Origin of the sequence: Shewanella eurypsychrophilus, assembly GCF_007004545.3 — a bacterium.
GTDB classification, from domain to species: domain Bacteria; phylum Pseudomonadota; class Gammaproteobacteria; order Enterobacterales; family Shewanellaceae; genus Shewanella; species Shewanella eurypsychrophilus.
In genome coordinates this window covers 446,396-470,203 of the sequence record NZ_CP045503.2, presented here as the reverse complement: position 1 = coordinate 470,203, position 23,808 = coordinate 446,396, and the positions used below count along the sequence as shown (strand labels likewise).

11 protein-coding genes are annotated in these 23,808 nt (G+C 43.2%); 2 read left to right on the top strand and 9 right to left on the bottom strand.

The genetic code is table 11. The features are described 5' to 3' along the window. Nucleotides 1–17 precede the first annotated feature (17 nt). A complete protein-coding gene (gene hemE / locus FM038_RS01995) occupies nucleotides 18–1,082 on the bottom strand; it encodes a uroporphyrinogen decarboxylase (protein ID WP_142871714.1) in 1,065 nt (354 codons plus the stop codon). A 493-nt stretch (nucleotides 1,083–1,575) separates the two neighbouring features. Here hemE and rsd point away from each other — a divergent pair, with 493 nt between their 5' ends. After that, complete coding sequence (gene rsd / locus FM038_RS01990; RefSeq protein WP_142871713.1) at nucleotides 1,576–2,043, top strand: sigma D regulator; 468 nt, start codon at nucleotides 1,576–1,578, stop codon at nucleotides 2,041–2,043. A 175-nt stretch (nucleotides 2,044–2,218) separates the two neighbouring features. On the opposite strand, the gene acnB is transcribed toward rsd, so the two are convergent. Then, nucleotides 2,219–4,816, bottom strand: coding sequence for a bifunctional aconitate hydratase 2/2-methylisocitrate dehydratase (gene acnB, locus FM038_RS01985; protein WP_142871712.1), 2,598 nt, complete (start codon nucleotides 4,814–4,816; stop codon nucleotides 2,219–2,221). A 413-nt stretch (nucleotides 4,817–5,229) separates the two neighbouring features. Between acnB and hxpB the strand changes: the two genes are divergently transcribed. Continuing rightward, entirely contained in the window at nucleotides 5,230–5,895 is a 666-nt protein-coding gene (hxpB, locus tag FM038_RS01980) for a hexitol phosphatase HxpB (RefSeq protein ID WP_142871711.1), read from the top strand. A 102-nt stretch (nucleotides 5,896–5,997) separates the two neighbouring features. On the opposite strand, the gene FM038_RS01975 is transcribed toward hxpB, so the two are convergent. The 7 genes from FM038_RS01975 to aceE form a co-directional block, all read right to left on the bottom strand. Next, a complete protein-coding gene (locus FM038_RS01975; protein ID WP_142871710.1) occupies nucleotides 5,998–8,049 on the bottom strand; it encodes a M13 family metallopeptidase in 2,052 nt (683 codons plus the stop codon). A 142-nt stretch (nucleotides 8,050–8,191) separates the two neighbouring features. After that, nucleotides 8,192–10,405, bottom strand: coding sequence for a patatin-like phospholipase family protein (locus tag FM038_RS01970; RefSeq protein ID WP_142871709.1), 2,214 nt, complete (start codon nucleotides 10,403–10,405; stop codon nucleotides 8,192–8,194). Nucleotides 10,406–10,599: 194 nt separating this feature from the next. Next, nucleotides 10,600–12,813, bottom strand: a complete 2,214-nt coding sequence (locus tag FM038_RS01965; RefSeq protein ID WP_142871708.1) for a patatin-like phospholipase family protein — start codon at nucleotides 12,811–12,813, stop codon at nucleotides 10,600–10,602. Nucleotides 12,814–12,938: 125 nt separating this feature from the next. Then, nucleotides 12,939–17,399, bottom strand: coding sequence for an EAL domain-containing protein (locus FM038_RS01960; RefSeq protein WP_142871707.1), 4,461 nt, complete (start codon nucleotides 17,397–17,399; stop codon nucleotides 12,939–12,941). Between the two features lie 198 nt (nucleotides 17,400–17,597). Then, nucleotides 17,598–19,028, bottom strand: a complete 1,431-nt coding sequence (gene lpdA / locus FM038_RS01955; protein ID WP_142871706.1) for a dihydrolipoyl dehydrogenase — start codon at nucleotides 19,026–19,028, stop codon at nucleotides 17,598–17,600. A 158-nt stretch (nucleotides 19,029–19,186) separates the two neighbouring features. Beyond that, entirely contained in the window at nucleotides 19,187–21,043 is a 1,857-nt protein-coding gene (aceF, locus tag FM038_RS01950) for a pyruvate dehydrogenase complex dihydrolipoyllysine-residue acetyltransferase (protein ID WP_142871705.1), read from the bottom strand. Between the two features lie 13 nt (nucleotides 21,044–21,056). Next, nucleotides 21,057–23,717, bottom strand: a complete 2,661-nt coding sequence (aceE, locus tag FM038_RS01945; RefSeq protein WP_142871704.1) for a pyruvate dehydrogenase (acetyl-transferring), homodimeric type — start codon at nucleotides 23,715–23,717, stop codon at nucleotides 21,057–21,059. Between the last annotated feature and the right edge of the window lie 91 nt (nucleotides 23,718–23,808).

Here is a 23,808-nt window from a genome sequence, read left to right as displayed (position 1 = left end):
ATTAAAAGCAATAAAAATTACTTATGATATTTAGCCGATAACTCATGTACTGAGTTAATGAAAGCGCCTGCATGCTCAGGATCTACATGTTGGTGAATACCATGGCCTAAGTTAAATACATGACCGGTACCTTCACCGTAACTAGCAAGAATTTGATCGACTTCTTGATGGATACGCTCAGGAGATGCATAGAGTACTGATGGGTCCATGTTACCTTGTAAAGCAACTTTATGACCAACACGACGACGTGCATCACCGATATCAACAGTCCAATCTAAGCCTAGTGCGTCACAGCCTGTTTCAGCCATAGACTCTAACCATAGACCGCCACCTTTGGTAAACAAGGTAACCGGAACCTGACGACCGTCTGCATGACGAGTCAAACCATCAATAATTTTCTGCATGTAACGTAATGAGAATTCGCGATATGCGTGGTGGGAAAGTGCGCCACCCCATGAATCGAAGATCATTAATGATTGTGCACCGTTAGCCACTTGAGCATTTAGGTACAAGATCACTGAATCAGCAAGCTTATCAAGCAGCAAGTGCAGAGTCTTTGGCTCTTCATATGCCATCTTCTTGATCTTTTCAAACGTCTTGCTTGAACCGCCTTCAACCATGTAGGTCGCAAGTGTCCAAGGAGAACCAGAGAAACCAATTAATGGCACTTCACCCTTAAGTTCACGACGAATAGTGCTAACCGCACGCATCACATAACCAAGCTCATCTTCCGGATCTGGAATACATAGCTTCTTGATTGAGTCGATAGTATCAGTTGGGCGTTGGAAGCGTGGGCCTTCGCCAGTTTCAAAATACAAACCAAGACCCATAGCATCAGGAATAGTCAGAATATCAGAGAATAAGATCGCAGCATCTAAATCATAACGACGGAGTGGCTGTAATGTCACTTCGCAAGCAAGATCCTGATTTTTACATAAAGACATAAAGTCACCGGCTTCCGCTCGAGTAGCTTTATATTCTGGAAGATAACGACCAGCTTGACGCATCATCCAGACAGGAGTTCTGTCGACAGGTTGCTTTAATAAAGCACGTAAATAACGATCATTCTTTAATTCTGCCATTTGGCTTGATTCCTAAACATATAATGATATCCGCTTGGGATGGTAGTTTAGCATTTACGTTAATAAAGTAACCTTAATCTGAGCATTTATGTGACAAACACCCTCAGATATCCGAATTATGCCCTACACGTCCGATCACAGCAGGATATAGGTAAAATACCCTGACAAAAAATAAGTGTTAATGTTCCCAATATGACAGAAAAAAGTTGCACACTTCTTCAGCCTTTGGTATAAAAAGTCTGCGCTAGCAAGAACAATCAAGAAGCTCGTCATATCGAGCCTGTAAAACCATTACTCGCCCAGCGATAGCTTTCTATCGCTGGGCATTTTATTTTCAGCTATATCAAGATTCTAGCAAGCTACAGATTTTGCATGCAAAACCTCCCCTACTCTTTTTCAGATTATCTGCTTAAATAAACGAATAATGGTTGATCATTACCCTATTTGTCACCTACATTAGAAGTCAAGGAAGAACTTATTAACGGGACAGATCATGTTAAGACAACTAGAAAAAGCCGAACAAAAATGGGGCGGTTCGAACACTCTTATTGATCATTGGCTCAATAATCGCCGTAAACTTCTTGTTAATTATTGCCAAATTGCCGGTATCCCTCCTTATGAATCCACAGAGAAATCATTACCCGCAGTAAAAACAGTCAAAGAATTTTGTGATCTGTTAGTAGACTATGTGTCTGAAGGACATTTTGAAGTATACGATCGAGTTGTGACCGCTTGTGAAAAGAATGGGCTATCTAGCCAAAACCTGGCACAAAACTTAGTTCCAAGAATTAGTGAAACCACTGATTCCGCATTAGATTTTAACGATAAATACACTGAGTCTAAAGATGATAAGGTGCTCTTTCAGCTAGATAAAGATCTGTCATCTCTAGGTCATGCTATGGAAACTCGTTTCGAACTGGAAGATAGGTTATTAGAGGTTTTACACGCTAAGCATTCGTGATCTGGTTCTAGGCTCTAGGCTCTAGGCTCTAGGCTCTAAAAAATTAGAAAAAAGGCGAGATTCATCTAACTGAATCTCGCCTTTTTTATACATTAAAACCGTACAGCCAATCAGCCTAGCTAACAGAGTCCTCTATACACATTGAGAGTTTAAGAGGACTGAGCTAGTACCTAGCTTATACCGCAGACTGGAAGATAACTTCGCCTGCTTTTTCGGTATATGATGCAATTTGATCGAAGTTCAGATAGCGGTAAGTATCAGCTGCAGTAGCATCTAACTCTTTCGCATACGTCTGATATTCGTCAGCCGATGGTAAACGACCCAGTAGCGCTGCTACAGATGCAAGCTCAGCGGAAGCTAAGTAAACATTAGCGCCGGTACCTAGACGGTTAGGGAAGTTACGTGTGGAGGTTGATACCACAGTAACACCATCAGCAACACGCGCCTGATTACCCATACATAAAGAGCAGCCAGGGGTTTCAACACGAGCCCCTACACGACCGAAGATAGCGTAATAACCTTCTTCAGTTAGCTGATCACGATCCATCTTAGTCGGTGGCGCGATCCACAGGCGTGTCGGCAAGGTAGTAGCAAACTTATCCAGCATCTTACCCGTGGCACGGAAGTGACCAATGTTAGTCATACAAGAACCGACGAAGACTTCGTCAATCTTAGTGTCCTTAACGTCTGATAGTAGTACCGCATCATCAGGATCGTTTGGCGCACAAAGAATAGGCTCTTTAATATCATTCAAGTCGATTTCAATCACAGCAGCATATTCAGCATCAGTATCTGCTTCCAGCAACTCTGGATTTGCTAACCACTCTTGCATCGCTGTAATACGACGCTCTATAGTACGACGATCGCCATAGCCTTCGGCAATCATCCACTTCAACATGACGATATTAGAGTTTAAGTATTCGATGATCGGTTCTTTATCGAGTTTAATGCTACAACCAGCAGCACTACGCTCAGCTGAGGCGTCAGACAATTCAAATGCTTGCTCAACCTTCAAGCTTTCCAAACCTTCAATTTCGAGTACGCGACCAGAAAAGAAGTTAACTTTACCTTTCTTCTCAACGGTGAGTAGACCCATATCGATCGCTTTAAGAGGAATTGAATGAACTAGATCACGTAGTGTGATACCTGGTTGCATTTCACCTTTAAAACGAACCAATACAGATTCAGGCATATCAAGTGGCATAACACCAGTAGCGGCAGCAAATGCTACAAGACCTGAACCTGCAGGGAATGAAATACCAATAGGGAAACGAGTATGTGAATCACCACCCGTACCTACGGTATCAGGCAGCAGCATACGGTTTAACCAAGAATGGATAACTCCATCGCCAGGACGTAGAGATACGCCGCCACGATTCATGATGAAATCAGGCAATGTATGGTGAGTGTTCACATCGACAGGTTTTGGATATGCCGAGGTGTGACAGAATGACTGCATGGTTAAGTCTGCACTGAAGCCAAGACATGCAAGATCTTTTAGCTCATCACGCGTCATAGGACCTGTCGTATCTTGGGAGCCGACAGAGGTCATCTTAGGCTCACAGTATTGGCCCGGACGAATACCGGTAACACCACAAGCTTTACCCACCATTTTCTGAGCAAGCGTATAACCTTTGCCAGTATCGGCCACATCTTTTGGTAAAACGAAGACTGTTGAATCGTCAAGCTTAAGCACTTCACGAGCGCGAGCAGTCAAACCACGTCCAATGATCAGTGGAATACGTCCACCAGCACGAACTTCATCCATTAACACTGCAGTTTTCAGGCTGAACTCTGAGATAACTTCATCGCTATCGTGACGCTTAACTACGCCTAGGTATGGATAGATGTCGATAACATCACCCATATCCATCTTGTCAACATCTAGCTCGATTGGCAGTGCACCAGCATCTTCCATAGTGTTGAAGAAGATAGGTGCAATCTTGCCACCTAGACAGAAACCACCGCCGCGCTTGTTTGGTACATTAGGGATATCATCGCCCATAAACCAAAGGACTGAGTTAGTTGCCGACTTACGTGAAGAACCAGTACCAACAACATCACCAACGTAAACTAATGGAAAACCTTTAGTCTTAAGCTGCTCAATTTCTTTAATTGGACCGACTGCACCAGCTTCATCAGGCACGATACCTTCGCGAGCATTCTTCAACATCGCTAAGGCATGCAATGGGATATCAGGTCGAGACCAGGCATCGGGAGCTGGCGACAGATCATCAGTGTTTGTTTCACCAGTGACTTTAAATACTGTCAGCGAGATTTTATCTTCAAGCTTAGGGCGGTTTAGGAACCATTCTGCATCGGCCCACGAATGAACGACTTGCTTAGCAAACTCGTTACCCGCTTGCATTTTTTCAACCACATCGTGGAATGAATCAAACATCAATAAGGTTTTTGATAAGGCTTTAACAGCAAGAGGTGCTTGGGCTGCAACATCCAATTGAGCTATAAGAGGCTCGATGTTGTAACCGCCTTGCATAGTACCAAGTAGCTCAACGGCACGGGCCGACGACAGTATTGAAGAGGTCACTTCACCTTTAGCAACAGCATCCAGGAAACCCGCTTTAACATAAGCGGCTTCATCTACTCCTGGTGGGATTCTGTTTTCAAGCAGGTTGAGGATAAATGCCTCTTCACCTGCTGGTGGGTTCTTTACTAATTCAACTAGCTCGGCTACTTGATGAGCATCTAATGGCTTAGGGACTACACCCTCTGAAGCACGCTCTGCGACGTGTTTACGATATGCTTCTAGCACGGCAACATTCCTCTTTGTTTGGCGTTCTAACAACGAAACTGCACTTACTGAATGTGAAAGCTAACAGTCCTGCAGACTCGTCCCTTTTTTCTGGGAGTTATTATACTATAGCTTTACAAAAGTTTGAATCAGATCACACTCTTATCTAAGGAAAACAAACCCATTACCCACATTAAAGACAAGGGTAATAAAAATCTAACCCATAAATATCACGAATAATATTAGACAAGAGTAAGCCAATGCACTTAAAAGCATATTTAACAATGCATTACCTTAACAATAAAGTACTAGCCTGCGCCATTACTCTCTAACTAAAAGTAAAATAGGGTATAAAAAGTTAATAAAATCGCCATGAAACAGCTCAAAAAAAAGAGTACTATTCATGCTAGTTATAACGAATATATAGGTGTCCTATGACCTCACCGCAGTTGAAAGCCATTATTTTCGATATGGATGGTATTTTGATCGACTCTGAACCAAGTTGGCAAAAAGCAGAATTTCAGACAATGAAAGCCCTAGGGCTTCAGCTGAGTTATGAAGATACACTTCAAACAACAGGATTAAGAATTGATCAGGTGGTCAGCTTTTGGTACCAGAGATTTCCATGGGACAATTACGATAATACAGCGACAGCAAAAGCCATTGTCGATCAGGTGGTAAGCTTTATTGAAGCTGACGGTGCAGCTATGGAAGGAGTCTTAACGGCTTTAGAGTTCTGCCAAAACCAGGGATATAAAATTGGCTTAGCCACCTCTTCATCCAGCGCAATCATTGAAGCCGTTTTAAACAAGCTCAGCATATCCAAATACTTTGATGCCATACAATCGGCTGAACATCTCGCATACGGTAAACCTCATCCAGAAGTATATCTCAACTGTGCCGCTGATTTAGGCATCTCTCCTGAAAATTGTCTCGCCATAGAAGACTCGTTCAATGGCCTTGTTGCTGCAAGAGCTGCCAATATGCAGACCATAGCTATCCCGGAAAAAGAGCAGCAAGATAACCCTAAGTGGATTATTGCTCACCATCAGCTCGCAGATCTAACAGAATTACCAAGCTTCCTAGATTCTAGGATCTAACTTATAAATAAAAAGCCCACCAAATTGGCGGGCTCAACATTTTCAGGCTCTATTCCCTCTCAAACCACCAAGTGGTATCAATAGAGGTGCTTAGCAGATCTATTACCAGATTTTAACTCTTTCATCCGGTGATAAGAACATCTTATCCCCCTCTTTCACATCAAATGCTTGGTAGAAAGCAGGAATATTACGCGGCGTTCCCATGGCACGGAAATGGCTTGGAGAGTGCGAATCAGTCATCAGACGACGACCTAGTTCTTCATCACGGTAGTTACGACGCCATACTTGTGACCAGCCGATAAATAATCGTTGCTCACCCGTTAACCCATCGATGACTGGCGACGCTTTACCATTTAGGCTCAAGTTGTATGAACGAGCCGCAACAGTCAATCCGCCCAGATCACCGATATTCTCACCCAAAGTAAGATCACCGTTTACATGCTTACCTGGCAGAGCTTCATAGCCAGCGTATTGCGCCGACAACTGTTCACCACGTTTTTGGAACTCATCACGATCTGCATCGGTCCACCAATCACGAAGATTACCGTCACCGTCATACTTTGCGCCCTGATCATCGAAGCCATGGCTTATCTCATGACCAATCACAGCACCGATACCACCGAAGTTGACCGCATCATCAGCATCCATATTAAAAAATGGTGGCTGTAAAATTGCTGCTGGAAACACAATCTCATTCATTACAGGGTTATAGTAAGCATTAACCGTTTGTGGCGTCATATGCCACTCGGTGCGATCGATCGGCTTACCTAATTTATCGAGCATTGTCTTATATTCGAACTTAGCATAACGCTGATAGTTGCCCACTAGCTGATCCGCTTTGATCTTTAGCTCAGTATAGTCTTTCCACTTGTCTGGATAACCGATCTTGTAAGTAAACTTAGCCAGTTTTTCTTGTGCGGCAACCTTAGTTTCAGGTGTCATCCACTCAAGTTCATTGATACTCACTTCAAAACCTTTAATGAGGTCTTGGATCAAGCCTTCCATTCTCTCTTTCGCTTCCGGCTTGAAGTACTGCTTTACGTACTCTTTGCCCACTAGCTCACCGATAACCTGATCGGATGCATCGACCGCCTTCTTCCAACGAGGCTTCTGCTCTTCAATCCCCATCAAAGTTTTACTATGAAAGGCAAAATAAAGATCTACGAAATTTTTACTCAACAGCTCTGCATAGCTGTCTACCAGATGGAAAGAGAGATAGTCCTGCCATTCTGAAACTGAGAACTTAGTGAACTCGGTGCCAAACTTCTCAAAATATGAAGGCTGACGCACAATGACGTCAGTGACTTTATCTATGTTTGCACTTGCAGAGAAATGAACAAAATCGAAATTAGGCACCTTAGCTTGAAGTTCTACCCTATCCATCTTGTTATAGCTTTTATTGGCGTCACGTGATTCGACTCGGCTCCATTGACTTTGAGCAATAAACTGCTCAATCTTGGCCACACTTGCCGCAATGCGTTTCGCATCTTTGCTACCAGACTGCACCATAATGTCAGTCACATAGGTCGACATTGCCTCTCGGTTAGCAACAAATTTTTCATCATCTTTAAGGTAGTAATCTCTATCAGGCAGAGTTAAGCCAGACTGATACATGTAAACAGCATACTCTGTTGAGTTTTTTGCATCATTATTGACATAGAAACCAAATGGCACCTCTACACCACTAATAAGCAAACTCCCCATTAAACTCGCTATATCATTATGGTCTTTAGCAAGTGCTATATCCGCAAGCTGCACACTCAGTGGCGAGATACCTAGCTGCTCAACAAGATCGGTATCCATATAACTTGCGTAGAAATCACCCACTTTTTGCTCGCTGGACCCAGCAGTTTTATTGGGTATAGCAGCAGTTTCATCGATGATCTTCTTTAGTGCATTCTGACTACGCTCATAAAGCACAGAGAAAGCACCATAATTGGACTTATCAGCAGGGATAGGAGTATTAGCAAGCCAATGGCCATTAACACTGTAGTAGAAATCGTCTTGGTGACGAACGCCTTTATCAAAATTGGCCTTCTCGACACCAGATACTTTGACAACGCCTTGATTAGCTGGTGCTGTTGGTTCATTACTACAGGCAACAAGCCCTAAGCTAAGGGCTACACCAATAGCTAGTTTGCTCACTTTATTCATTTTTATCCCCGATTATCCATTTGGCGGCACGCTTTTTAAAGCCTGCTCTATATTTTCCCATGTCACACTAACATCGAGAGATTTAACACTACAACCGACATTTGTAACCTTCTGTAAATGCATTGCTCATAACTTAAACCAATTACCAGCTCTTGCCAATAAATAGGAAAATAGCCTTTTCGCCATCATCCGCCCAACCAAAACCTAACGCAGCAGGCCCCATACTGGTATCGGTACCGAAATACAGACTGCCTGAATAAATAAGATCGTCAAGATCAACGCTATCTCTATATGTCCATACATTACCCGCTTCTATACTTGTACCTAAGTACAGAGGGTAGTCAGTCATTCCAAGTACATCGCGACCAAGATCATACTGATAGACAAATGCGCCAAACACTTTATGGGGGCCAACTAAGGCGTTTTTATGGTAACCGGAGAGGTTCAGGAATCCACCAAGCTCAGAAACATGAACACTAAACCCTGCATCCTTATCGACTGTAGCCAGTGATGCTATGCCTACGAATGCATGATTGCCTAAACTCAATGCACCTCGCCAATCAAGCTCAATCTGAATAGACTTCTCTGAAGGTTCGATATGGCTTATCGTCGGGCTGTCCTCTTTTCGATAGTACACATCGAGTGTGAGTCGGTTTCCAGAAGTTGGGAAGTTAATGCTATCTAAGTTATCAAAGCCAAATTTGAAATAACCACCATAGGAGTTGTATTTTAAGTCTTCGAGTAATAAAGCATTTTCTAACTTGCCTTTCTCACCAGTAAAGCCGATCTCAACCATACCCTCTTTGACGTAGTTATAACCAATACCGAGATCGCCTCGATACTGCTTTTGATTGAGCTGAAAAATTCTCGAATTATCATCAAAGAACTCCCAATCGTTTATTTCATAGGAGGCTTTTGCTCGACTATAAAAACCTTGATCGTAATCTAGAGGCTGGTAAAACTCTGTGGATATTAGCTTCTCATATCCTAGCTTGAGTTCATTACGCCACTCTCCTCCCGTAGCGGTCAGGTCTGTCATGGTGTACGCGAAATCGAAAGCTACAGCAGAGTCTAAAGAGAAGTCATCTTCCCAGCTAAAACCGAACTGAAAATAATTGGGTCCCCAAGATTTAGCCGCTGTATTTATCGTTAATACTCTGCCATCTTCAGTATCGATAAACTCAGCATTAACACGCTCAAACTTGTCTAATGAATATATCTCTGCAATCCCCTTAGCTAACTCCTCTTCGGTGACAACATCTCCCTCTTCGAGGCCTAAAGTTTCTCTTAGCAAGGATTCACTTACTTTCGATTCATTATTAAATACAATATTAACTATCGGGCGCTCAACATCATCTAACCAGCCACGGCTCAGTACCTTCTTTCTTTCCTGATACTCTTTGAACTGCTCTTTATCAACACTTAATCCTTGCAAGCTAACTAGATGCTCTAACGCCGCTTGCTCACCTAATGAAAAAGCTTGTGCCATGATGGTGAAATCAGTGGTACTCATCTCGCCGACATCAGGCCGAATAAGAATATCGTCACTGGTCAGTAGTAACTTTTGTTTATCAGTGCTCGCATTGGTCAACATCGTCGACAACTGGTTAAGCACTGCTATCGTACTGGTTAAGTTCTCTTTTTTTACCAAAGCTGAGCCAATATCAACAGCAATAATAATATCGGCACCGAGTGCTTTTACTACATCAACAGGCATATTGTTTGCTATGCCACCATCAATTAATAGCTTACCTTCATAACTCACCGGTTGCAGCGCGCCAGGTACCGTCGCAGAGGCCTGCATGGCTTTGACGATACTGCCATTGCTGATCACTACCGCTTGGCTAGTCTCTAAATCTGTTGCAACTGCGCGATATGGGATAGCGAGCTCATCGAAATGGCCAAATTGATTCACTAAGCCAGTAGAACGCTGCAGGAGTTGAGACATTGTTTGCCCACGAAGCAAGCCATTAGGCACCTGAACCTCTTCATCGCTATAACCTAAGTTAATTGGAATATTAAAGGTATCTCTATGCTGCTTATCTCTGTAGGTCAATGTTTGGCGAGGAATGGTATCTGAATAGCCATCGGACCATGTCTCATTGAGCATGATCTTCTCTATTTCGGTTGCCGTGTAGCCTAACGCATACATACCCGCGACATAAGCACCTATGCTTGTTCCAGCAATATAATCAACGGGTATACGATTCGCTTCCAATACTTTAAGCACACCGAGATGAGCGGCACCTTTAGCCCCGCCACCACTCAGCACTAAACCAATTTTAGGACGGATTTCTTCGGCAAATATAGAAAAACTAAGGAACAATATGATAAAAAAAGTAACTGAACGTGTCATAGTCTATTGGATTCTTTTGTTATTGTTGCCACTTTGTGAGCCTATTCTAACAAAAACTCAAATTAAAGCTTAAATACAATCAAAGCAGTACTAACTTGAATTAATCCTTGAGTTTGTGGGAGGCATAAACGAGAGAGTAACATTAACTCATCCATGAACAGTTTCACCCAGTAGTACTGAGTGATTAGTCGTTTTTACCAGTTCTTACCGATAAATAGGAAGATAGTTTTTTCGCCATCATCTGCCCAACCGAAACCAAGTGCTGCAGGTCCTATATCTGTATCAGTTCCAAGAAAAAGACTTCCAGAAAAAATGAGATCACTCAAGTCAGCCTCACTTCTAATGGTCCAAACATTACCAGCCTCTACACTACCGCCAAGATAAAGGGGATAATCTCTCATGCCAAGCACATCCTTACCTAAATCATATTGATATACGAATGCGCCAAATACTTTATGAGGGCCGACTAAGGCATTTTTATGATAGCCGGAAAGATTAAGAAATCCACCTAATTCAGACATATGGACACTAAAGCTGTCATCTATATCCACCGTTGCAAAAGATGCAATCCCTACAAAGGCATGGTTTCCTACACTAAGTGCACCACGCCAATCGGCCTCTATTTGGAAAGAGTTTTCAGAACTCGCATTACCGACTAGATCGGGTACTTTCTCATTGCGGTAAAAAAGGTTAAAAGTAAATCTGTTACCCTCTGTCGGAAAGTTAATACTATTTAAATCATCATATCCAAACTTCAGATATGCCCCAAACGTATCGTACTTAATTGCATCTATAAATGCTTTGTTCTCAAGCTCACCTGATTCACCCGTAAAGCCAAACTCCATCATGCCTTCTTTGACATAGTTGTAACCGATCCCCAAATCACCACGATAGAGTGTCTGCGATAACTGCAGGGCGCGGGCATTGTTCTCATAAAAATTCCAATCTTTAAGCTCATACCCCAACTCAGCTCTGGCATAAAAATCTTGATCATAATCTAATGGTAGGTATAACTCGGACGAAATAAGCTTTTCAAAACCTAACCTTAACTCATTACGCCACTCTCCCCCTAAGTCGGTTAAATCTGTCAGCGTATAAGCGAAATCGAAAGAGACGACTGAGTCTAAAGTGAAATCATCTTCCCAACTGAATCCTAATTGAAAATAATTTGGCCCCCAAGATTTAGCATGAGCATTTAAGGTCAAGACCCTACCTTGGTCAGTATCAATAAACTCGGCATTTACACGTTCAAATTTATCCAAAGAGTAGATATCAGCAATCCCCTTAGCTAGCCGCTCCTGAGTAACGACTTCCCCCTCTTGCAGGTCTAGTGTTTCCCTTAACGTAGCGTCACTGACTTTCGAATCATTATTGAAGACGATATTCACAATTGGGTGATTTATATCTTCGAGCCAACGACGACTAAGTTTCTTCTTTCTTGCCAGATAAGCTTGGAACTCTTCTTTATCAACACTTAAACTTTGCAAACTCACTAAATGCTTTAACGCTGCTTGTTCACCTAATGAAAATGCTTTTGGCATGATGGTAAAATCAGTTGTGCTCATTTCTCCCACATCAGGACGAATAAGAATATCTTCACTGGTTAGCAATAACTTTTGTTTATCGGTGCTCGCATTGGTCAACATAGTCGACAACTGGTTAAGCACTGCAATCGTACTGGTTAAGTTCTCTTTTTTTACCAAAGCAGAACCAATATCGACCGCAATGATAATATCGGCACCGAGTGCTTTTACTACATCTACAGGCATGTTGTTTGCTATGCCACCATCAATTAACAACCGACCTTCATGCTCCACAGGCTGCAGCGCACCAGGAACAGTGGCCGACGCCTGCATCGCCTTAACGATACTGCCATTACTTATAACAACGGCTTGACTGGTTTCAAGATCTGTCGCTACTGCTCGGTAAGGGATTGCAAGCTCATCAAAGTGACCAAACTGGTTAACTAATCCAGTTGAGCGCTGCAGTAATTGCGACATGGTCTGGCCACGTAATAAACCATTAGGGACCTTAACCTCATCGTCGCTATAACCCATATTTAACGGGAGGTTAAATCTATCTCTCTGCTGCTTATTGCGGTAACTCAATGCCTGTCTTGGAATAGTGTCTGAATAACCATCTGACCATGACTCATTTAGCATGATCGTCTCTATCTCTGTAGCGCTATAACCAAGCGCATACATACCTGCGACGTAGGCACCTATACTCGTTCCAGCAATATAATCGACAGGTATACGATTCTGTTCCAATATCTTCAGCACACCAATATGGGCGGCACCTTTAGCACCGCCACCACTCAGCACTAAACCAATTTTTGGACGTACTTCTTCAGCGTATACAGAAAAGCAGACGGATAATATGAGAAAAAAAGTGAGTGAACGTATCATAGTCTATTGGATTCTTTTGGGAGTGTTGCCACTTTGAGCGCTGATTCTAACAATAAATATTAAAAAAGTTTAAGCCTATTCCAAGATCTATCAATTGGCATTATCTTATTTTTTTAATCAAAAATTTAAGTTGTAAAAAGTGAAGGGTCATCCATATACACTTGCATCTCTGTCACCGTGAGTGGTTTAGAAAAGTAATACCCCTGGATCACATAACAGCCCCGACTAAAGACCTGCTCTAGCTGCTCTTTAGTTTCTACGCCTTCGGCAACAACATTGAGCTTCAAGTTTCTGGCCAGCTCAATGATACTACTCGCTATCGCCTGATCGGCTTCGTTAGTCGCAATATCGATGAGAAACGAACGATCAATTTTTAATGTATCGACATCGAAATGACGTAGATACGCTAATGAGGAGTACCCCGTACCAAAATCATCAATAGCAACATCTATTCCAAGCGCTCTAAGCTCTAACAGATGCGCTTTAGCAGTATCCAACTCTTTCATCAGCACGCCTTCGGTGATTTCAAAACCCAGAAAATGAGGATCTAGCTTGGTCTCATCTAAGATTTTTCTAACCCCTTCGATAAAATCAGGCTGGCGAAAATGGACCGCCGAAATATTCACTGAAAGTTTAAAGTCATCTTGATAGGAACTCGCCCAAGTCGCTCCCTGAATACAAGCTTGGCGTAATACCCAACGATCGATATCGACAATCAAGCCACAAGATTCTGCCACCTTGATAAAGATATCCGTTCGGATCATGCCATCTTTGTGATGTCGCCAGCGTAGTAATGCTTCCATGCCAATCAACTTATCACCCTTAAGAATGTCTACTTGAGGTTGATAATGCAGCTCAAATTCATCTCGTTCTATCGCCTTGCGAAGCTCTGCTTCTAAGCGTAAATGATAGAGTGCTTCTGAGTTTCGCTCCGAAGAAAAATACTGGAAATTTCCACGCCCTTCCTCTTTCGCATGATACATAGCTTGATCGGCATTTCTAATTAGCACTTCCGGTTGCTGAGCATCATCAGGCCACAGGCTCACTCCTATGCTTGTGGAGATGAAAAATTCTCGGCCATATAGCTCAAAAGGTGTTTCAATTTGTTCAAGCAACTGAGTACAAATATGATTTATCGTATCTAAATTAGCGGCATCTCTTAATAAAATAACAAACTCATCACCGCCAAAACGGCACAGAGTATGCTCTTCTGAAATACATGATTGCAGGCGATTAGCCGCCTCAACCAATAGCGCATCTCCCATGCTATGACCATAGGAATCATTAACATGCTTAAACCTATCCAGATCGAGAAATATCAGAGCAAGTTTTTCACCGCTATGCTCAGCGCGATGAATTGATTGAGCTAAACGAGTTGAGAATAAAGAACGATTCGGTAGACCCGTTAACACATCATAGTTAGCCAAGCGGCGAAGATCGGCCTCCGTGCGCTTACGCTCAGTAATATCAGAAAATACCGCAACATAATGAGTAATATTGCCTTTGCTTCCCAGCATAGCTGACACGTTTAGCCACACAGGGCATGAAGCGCCTGATTCACATATCAGCTCTCGCTCTCCAGTCCAGGTCACACCTTGTTGCAACAAGTGCGCAATTTCATCAGTGCGACCATCTTTTTCTATAACCAGATCGGAGAAAAACCGTTTATTTAATTCCTTGTCTGAGGCACCGATAATGTTTTGCGCGGCCTTATTAGACACTTTTATTTTCTCAGCCGCATCCAGAATTAATACACCTTCTGAAGTATTACCAAAGGCCTGAGCCAAAAGCTTCACATCATCTTCAAGCTGTCTTTGTGCCGTAATATCAGCATAGATCCCTGCAACACGTAGGATTTGTCCCGTCTCTTCATCGACTTCAACTGGGCGACCTCTAACACGGGTCCATCCCCAGGTCTGATCTTCTCTTCGATAGCGATATTCAACTTCGAATCTATCCGTCTCCTTTTGAAGCATCTGATTCCACGCTACAAACACCTTCTCTTTTTCATCACGATGAACAGGGAAATTATCAAGTGTTAATATAATATTAGCTCTATCACTCTCTTTTTCGGCCCCTCGATTTTCCAGACTAAACGTCTGAGTATCGAAACGCCATTCCCACAGCTCTGAATCACTTCCCTTCAAGGACTGCCTTAATCTCTCTTCACTCTCCACCAGCGCCGTATTCACCAGCTTAAATGCCCGAACTTGCCGTTGGCGATAAAAAATCACTCCAACACCTGTACACATTAAAATGAGAAAAAGAAGACTTTTGACCCAAAGCGTTTGCCACCAGAACTGCTCAACCTTAAAGCCGAATGCATAAGGTGAAGCAGGCCAAATACCATTTTCCTGACTTAAAATATCCAAAGTATAATGACCAGACTGAAGTCCGGTAATATTGAGCTGAGACTGGCCATCAAGCAATATGTACTTAGACTGGGTAAGCTCTCCCTTCCGCGTTAAGCGATATTTTAACTTCATTGGCTTATCATCGAGATAATCAAGGTTGGTGATCTGAAAACTGATCATTCTAGCGCCAGGTTTAATGACCATTTCATTTTGCGGAAGTAAATCTACTTGTGTGTCGTTATCATAAAAAATAGATACCGCCTCTAACAACACCGACTTACTTTCAATGCGATTAGATAGCTGACTCACATCAGTCAATATTGCGCCATCTGGCGTACCAATATAAAGGCCTGAGTTTTTATCATAGAAGACAGCACCATCATTGAGTTCATCACCTAAAAGACCATCATGACTTTTTAAAACCATGATCTGCTTAGTCTCTTTTGTGTATCTAACCAGTGACTTAGGGCAGCCAATTAAACGGTGTTCAGCAGTATCCTGAATGAAATATACTGATGCGCAATTAATCTCCCACTCATCATTCAATTGACTGACATTATTTGAGTCGAGTGAATATTCCAGTAAGCCTTTCGGTGAGCTGCCCAGCCAAAAAGTACCCGATTCAATTTGCTCAATATAATTAATACTCATTTCAGTATTTTCATTACTTAAATGCGCTAGCTTAGAGTGAAAATGTCCCTCTTGATCCAGATAACCAAACAACTGAATACCGCCAAGCCATAAATTCCCCACTTCATCTCTATAAGCCGCCCTAATATCGACAATTCTGGGATTTAAACCACCTTCAAATACAGGCATATGCTGAGGTGAAAACAAACCGGGCTCCCAAAAATATAATCCGGTAGAGGTCATAAACCACCAGCGACCTTGAATTAAAGGATCTGAATAACTGGCATAAACAATTTTATGTTGTAAGGAGCCTTCCCCATTATTCCACTCGGCAAAAGTTTGTGATGTTAGATTTTCTTTATTAACGACAAACAATCCGTTTGTCGTTGAAAGTAGCAGATGGGAAACATCTAAAAGATCAATGTTATAAATACTGTCATTCAGCTCTAGTCCTTGTAGATAAAGAGTACTCGATTTTTGAGTGTTTTTATTAACAACAACTAGGCCATTATCAGTACCAAACCAAACTCGCTCTCCTTCTGCATAGGTACTCCAAATCATTTCGTTGCTAATTGAGTACGGCACAGAAGCTGTAAAAGTATCGAGTATGAACTCAGGCTCAGTCGCTACAATTGCCAAGCCTTCACCAGCGCCACCAATCCAGATAAGACCAGAACGATCTATCTCAATATCATAGACATAGTCCATATCGGCATATTGCTTTAATTGCTTCCGATATATTTGATAACTTGCATCTCCTGGCCACCATTTGATTAACCCAATCCTGCCAGATATCCAAAAATACCCTTCATTATCTTCGGCAATATTGGTGGCATAAATTGATAATGCCTCGACGGGGTTAACTTCTAAAGCATCGGCAAAAACTTGATAAACACCTTCACTAGAACTCAACCAGACTCTGCCGTTAGAATCTTTAAATAGCTGCTTCATCAGGCCGTATTCTTCCTTCCAGGGAAAAATAGCGATCCTCTGGCCTTGGCTATCTCGTAACTGAAGTTCATACTCAGTACCGACGATAAGACGACCATCATCCAAGGAAACTAAGTTCCCCCATGGAATATCAGCATTAGTTGGTAAAAAATTAATTCGTTCTAGTTGTCTTTTCTCATATGAAAAGTGAAGCAATTCACCCTCTAAGGTAAGAAGAATATAGTGTTCATCTTGCTTAACTTGAGCAATGATGCCACCACCTTGGTAATCAGGAAAAAGTGACTCACTACCAAATTTTATGAATTCGTTGTGCTGTATATCATAGAGGTATGTATCTGAGTAGTTGCTCACCAATAAGTGTTGGTCACTTAATGGCTCAACCATGCTGATAACTTCACTGGATAAGCGAAGGTCAAAATTATCTCTATCTATTCGTCTTATCTTAGAATTACTTAAACGAAACAATCCTTGCTCTGTTGCCACCCACACAAAACCATGTGAATCAAAGCTTATGTCATTAATACTGCCACTTTCTAATCCCTCGGCTTCACCAAAAACACGTAAGACAAAGTCACTTGCAGAGACGGGGGCTAGGCAAGTCAAAATGAGCATAGATAAAACGAAAGTTTTTATTATTTTTTTTAATAACATCAGTAATTGCTACACGATTTTTTTGTTAATTGAAACTAAACACAATTAACGTTTCAAAGGCTGACTTTGAATGTATCAGTTCATTCAGCCTAATTCACCTGATTATGAACATATTATTAACACCAAGTTGTATCTCTATTTAGTGTAGACATAAAAAAGGCGCTCAAGTGAGCGCCTCTCTATTATCACTTGAAAAACTTACTTTTTCTTTTTTGCCTTTGGGTTTGGCAAATCAGTGATAGAACCTTCATAGATCTCAGCCGCTAGGCCAACTGATTCATGTAAGGTTGGGTGAGCATGAATCGTCAATGCGAGATCTTCTGCATCACAACCCATCTCGATAGCAAGACCGATTTCGCCAAGCAGTTCACCACCGTTAACACCGACGATAGCGCCACCAATAACACGGTGAGTCTCTTTATCGAAAATCAGCTTAGTCATACCATCACTACAATCTGAAGCGATTGCACGGCCACTGGCTGCCCAAGGGAAGCTTGCAGTCTCGTAGGCAACACCTTGCTCTTTCGCTTCTTTCTCGGTAAGACCAACCCAAGCGACTTCTGGATCTGTATACGCAATTGAAGGGATAACTTTTGGATCGAAGAAGTGCTTAAGACCTGAGATAACTTCAGCGGCAACGTGACCTTCATGCACACCTTTGTGGGCAAGCATAGGTTGACCAACGATATCACCGATAGCAAAAATGTTAGCAACATTAGTACGCATCTGCTTGTCAACATTGATGAAACCACGTTCATCAACATTTACACCCGCTTTGTCAGCATCGATTGACTTACCATTCGGTGCACGACCGATTGCAACGAGCACGGCATCGTAACGAACAGCTTCAGTCGGTGCCTTCTTGCCTTCCATAGTGACGTAGATACCATCACCTTTGGCTTCTACAGCTGTCACCTTAGTCTGCATCATAAGGTTAAACTTGCTCTTAACCTTTTTGGTGTAGACACGAACGATATCTTTATCTGCTGCAGGGATGAGCTGATCCAGCATCTCAACCACGTCAATTTGGCTACCTAGAGAAGCGTAAACAGTACCCATTTCAAGGCCGATGATACCACCACCCATGATGAGTAGCTTACCTGGAACTTCTTTAAGCTCTAGCGCATCGGTAGAATCCCAAACTCGTGGATCTGAATGTGGAATGAATGGCAATTCGATAGGACGCGAACCAGCGGCAATAATTGCTTGCTCGAAGTGAACCGTCTTTACAACACCATCCTCACCAGTAACTTCGATGGTGTTAGGGCCAGTAAACTTACCGTAACCGTTAACAACATCAACTTTACGCATCTTAGACATTCCGCCTAATCCACTCGTTAGTTGGCTGATAACCGAGTTTTTGAAACCACGTAGCTTCTCCAAATCGATCTTTGGCTCACCAAAAACGACTCCGTGATCGGCAACAGCTTTAGCTTCTTCAATAACTTTAGAAACGTGAAGAAGTGCTTTTGAAGGGATACAGCCCACATTCAAACATACGCCGCCAAGCGTGCTAAAACGTTCAACAATAACAGTATCCAGACCTAAATCTGCCGCACGGAACGCAGCAGAGTAACCTGCAGGGCCAGAACCTAATACCACTACCTGAGTTTTAATTTCGTTACTCATGATTTCCTCTATTCTTTTTATTTTCATGCACTATTGAGTTGTACATGAATAAAACGTTGCCAATCTTGTAAGGTGGCCGCATTTTAACCTTTGTTTGATACTGATCACAATCATACATTCACTATAAAAAAGGCTGCTTGAAACAAGCAGCCTTTTTTTTACAGTACTAAGGTACGAATATCTGATAAGCAGCTGTTTAAATAGCTGATGAAACGTGCACCTTCGGCGCCATCTACGACCCTATGATCGTAAGACAATGACAAAGGTAACATCAAGCGAGGCTCGAAATCTTTACCATTCCATACAGGCTTCATCTCAGACTTAGAGACCCCAAGAATGGCCACTTCTGGTGCATTTACGATTGGGGTAAATGCCGTTCCACCAATACCACCCAGACTAGAGATAGTGAAACAACCACCTTGCATGTCCGAAGACGTTAACTTACCGCCACGTGCCTTCTTAGATATCAGCTTTAACTCGTCTGATAACTCATGGATGCCCTTCTTGTTCACATCTTTGAAAACAGGGACAACCAGACCATTTGGCGTATCGACGGCAATACCGATATTGACGTACTTCTTCATGATCAAACTCTCACCGTCTTGTGACAGAGATGAGTTGAACGTAGGGAACGCTTCCAGAGCCTTAGCAACCGCCTTCATGATAAACACCAAGGGGGTGATCTTCATGCCAGAATCTTTCTTAGCTTCCGCCGCATTTTGCGCCTTACGGAAAACTTCTAGCTCAGTGATATCTGCATTATCCCACTGAGTAACGTGGGGGATCTTCACCCAGTTTCTGTGTAGGTTAGCACCAGAGAGCTTCTGAATACGAGATAAGGGCTTAACTTCGGTCTCACCAAACTTGCTGAAATCGATCTTTGGCCATGCCAATAAGTTAAGCTCGTTGCCACCACCAGCAGCAGCTTTAACGTTACCCGATTCAACTTGCTTAATAGCAGCCTTTATGTAGCTCTGTACGTCTTCTTTTATGACGCGGCTCTTCCGACCCGTACCTTTGACGTTAGCCAGGTTAACACCTAGCTCACGAGCCATACGGCGGATCACTGGAGATGCATGGGCATAGGCGTCATTTTCAACGAAGTCTGTCTTAGCCGGCTTAGCCTTAGATGCCGCTACAGAAGCAGGAGCAACCGGAGCAGATGCTTGAACTGGTGCCGTGGCTACAGGTGCAACAGCAGGGGCTTGGCCAAGCGCTTCGAAGATCATGATTAACGAGCCAGTAGAAACCTTGTCACCGATCTCAACTTTAATCTCTTTTAACACGCCAGCAAAAGGAGCCGGTACTTCCATCGAAGCCTTGTCACCTTCGACGCTTAAGATTGGCTGTTCTTCGGTGATGCTGTCACCTAGGTTGACTAAGATTGCAGTCACTTCAACTTCATCGTCACCAATATCGGGAACTGTGACTTCTAGTACCGATACAACCGCAGCAGGCGCAGCAGATGCACCCGCACCCGCAACTTCGAACACCAACACTAGACTACCGGTAGAAACCTTGTCACCAATCTCAACTTTAATCTCTTTTAACACGCCATTGAAAGGAGCCGGCACTTCCATCGACGCCTTGTCACCTTCGACACTTAAGATTGGCTGATCTTCGGTGATGCTGTCACCCAGGTTGACTAAGATTGCAGTCACTTCGACTTCATCGTCACCAATATCAGGCAAGCTCACTTCTTTTAGCTCGGCTGATGCCGGAGCGGCGGTTACCGCTACTGGCGCAGGAGTCGCCGCAGCTTGGGCTGCTGGAGCCGATGCTGCACCGTTTTCGAAAACCATGATCAATGAATCGGTAGCCACCTTATCTCCAACGGCAACCCTGATCTCTTTCACTATACCCGATTGAGATGCAGGCACTTCCATCGCGGCTTTATCGCCTTCGACAGCAATCAGCGATTGATCTTCTTCAACCCTGTCGCCAACGCTAACTAAGATCTCGGTGACTTCAACCTCATCCGTACCAATATCAGGTACATTAATTTCGATTGTCATATTGTATTGCCTCTTACGCGTATAGCGGGTTGATCTTGTCTGCGTCGATATTGAATTTAGCGATGGCCTGAGCCACGACAGATTTTTCAATATCACCACGATTAGCTAATTCAGTCAGTGCTGCGACGACCACATAGCCGGCGTTCACTTCGAAGTGACGACGTAAGTTGTCACGGCTGTCAGAGCGTCCGAAACCATCGGTGCCCAGTACCTTGAATGACTCAGAAGGCATGAAGGCACGAACTTGTTCGGCGTAGTTCTTCATGTAATCTGTGGCCGCAATAGCAGGAGCGGTGCCCATTACTTGAGTAATATAGGCTTGCTTCTGCTCAGCTTCAGGGTGCAGCATGTTGTAGCGCTCGACATCCTGACCTTCACGAGTTAATTCGTTGAAAGAAGTGACCGAGTAAACGTCAGATGCAACATCATATTCTTCACTGAGAATCTTCGCTGCCTTACGCACTTCGTTCATGATGGTGCCTGAGCTCATCAGCTGAACCTGCTTACTACCTTGGTATGACTCAAGCTTATAGATACCCTTACGAATACCGTCTTCAACACCTTCAGGCATAGCTGGCATGGCGTAATTTTCATTCATCAGTGTCAGGTAATAGAACACATTTTCCTGATCGCCATACATGCGACGCATACCATCTTGGATGATAACCGCAACTTCGTAGGCGAATGTAGGATCGTAAGAGATACAGTTTGGAATCGTGTTAGCCTGAACATGGCTATGACCATCTTCATGCTGCAGACCTTCACCGTTCAGGGTTGTTCGACCGGCTGTAGCACCTAACAAGAAGCCACGCGCCTGTTGATCACCTGCCATCCATGCCATGTCGCCAACGCGTTGGAAACCAAACATAGAATAGTAGATGTAGAATGGGATCATTGGCAGATCGTTAGTGCTATATGACGTTGCCGCGGCAACCCATGAAGACATAGCACCTAGCTCGTTGATACCTTCCTGCAATACCTGACCCGAAGTCGCCTCTTTATAGTAAGAAACAATTTCGCGATCTTGTGGGGTATAGTTCTGACCCTTAGGATTATAGATACCGATCTGACGGAACAGACCTTCCATACCAAATGTACGCGCCTCATCGGCGATGATAGGGACGATATTTTTGCTCACACCTTTGTGCTTAAGCAATATGTTTAGCGCGCGAACAAATGCCATTGTGGTCGAAATATCACGCTTCTGCTCTTCGATCAAAGGCTTAAAATCTTCAACTTCAGGTAGCTCTAGCGGCTTGGTGAAGTTAGGTAGACGCTTAGGGGTATAACCGTGCAAGGCATCACGACGAGCATGTATATATTTATGCTCTTCAGAACCTTCCTCTAAAGATAGATAAGGAAGTTCAGCCACTTTCTCATCGGTCAGTAGATCTTGAAGACCTAAACGATCACGCAGTTGAAGTACATGGCTCATATCCATCTTCTTTACTTGGTGAGCAATGTTCTTACCTTCAGCAGAACCACCCATACCGTAACCTTTCACGGTTTTAGCAAGAATAACCGTTGGCTTACCAGCAGTATCTTGAGCATTCTTAAATGCCGCGTAGAGCTTAGATGATTCATGACCACCACGCTTAAGCGCAAAAATTTCGGCATCTGTCATATCTGAAACTAATGCAGCTGTTTCAGGGTACTTACCAAAGAAGTGCTCACGGACATATGCACCATCTTTTGACTTAAATGTCTGGTAATCACCATCGACGGTTTCATTCATCAACTGCAGTAACTTACCGCTAGTGTCTTTCGCCAGTAATGAATCCCAGTTGTTACCCCAGATCACCTTGACGACATTCCAGCCAGCGCCTCTAAACAAGCCCTCTAGCTCTTGAATGATACTACCATTACCCATAACAGGACCATCTAGGCGCTGTAGGTTACAGTTAATCAAGAAACATAGGTTATCTAGCTTTTCACGTGCAGCAAATGAGATTGCGCCACGTGATTCAGGCTCATCCATCTCGCCATCACCCAAGAAGGCGTAAACGCGTTGAGCTGAAGTATCTTTCAAGCCACGACCATGAAGGTACTTGAGGAAACGTGCCTGGTAGATAGAAGACATCGGAGCCAGACCCATAGAAACGGTCGGGAACTGCCAAAACTCTGGCATTAGCTTAGGGTGTGGATACGAAGGAATACCTTCTCCATCGACTTCTTGACGGAAGTTATCAAGTTGCTCAGCACTTAAACGGCCTTCAACGAATGCACGTGAATAGATACCAGGAGAGATATGGCCTTGGTAATAAACTAAATCACCACCATCAACATCGTTTGGCGCACGGAAGAAGTGGTTGAAACACACTTCATAGAATGCCGCAGAAGACTGGAAAGACGCCATATGGCCACCTAGATCCAAATCCTTCTTAGACGCTCGTAGTACTATCATAATCGCATTCCAGCGAATGATAGAGCGAATACGACGCTCTAGCGTAGTATTGCCAGGATATGCTGGCTCTTGGCTGGTTGGGATAGTATTGATGTAGTTGGTATTAATACCAGTTGCCATATCAACGCCATCTAAACGGGCCTTATCGAGTACTTGTTCAAGTAGGAACTGAGCACGCTCAACTCCCTCTTCACGAACAACGGATTCTAGAGCAGATAACCATTCCTGAGTTTCTAATGGATCCAGATCTTTTAGCATATGTTCAGACATTTCGCAGTCCTTTCCTATACGTAATACTTAAGCAACGAGCCTCAGTACTTACGTGGTATTTGAATATTAAAATATTGTTCGGTGCTAAGCT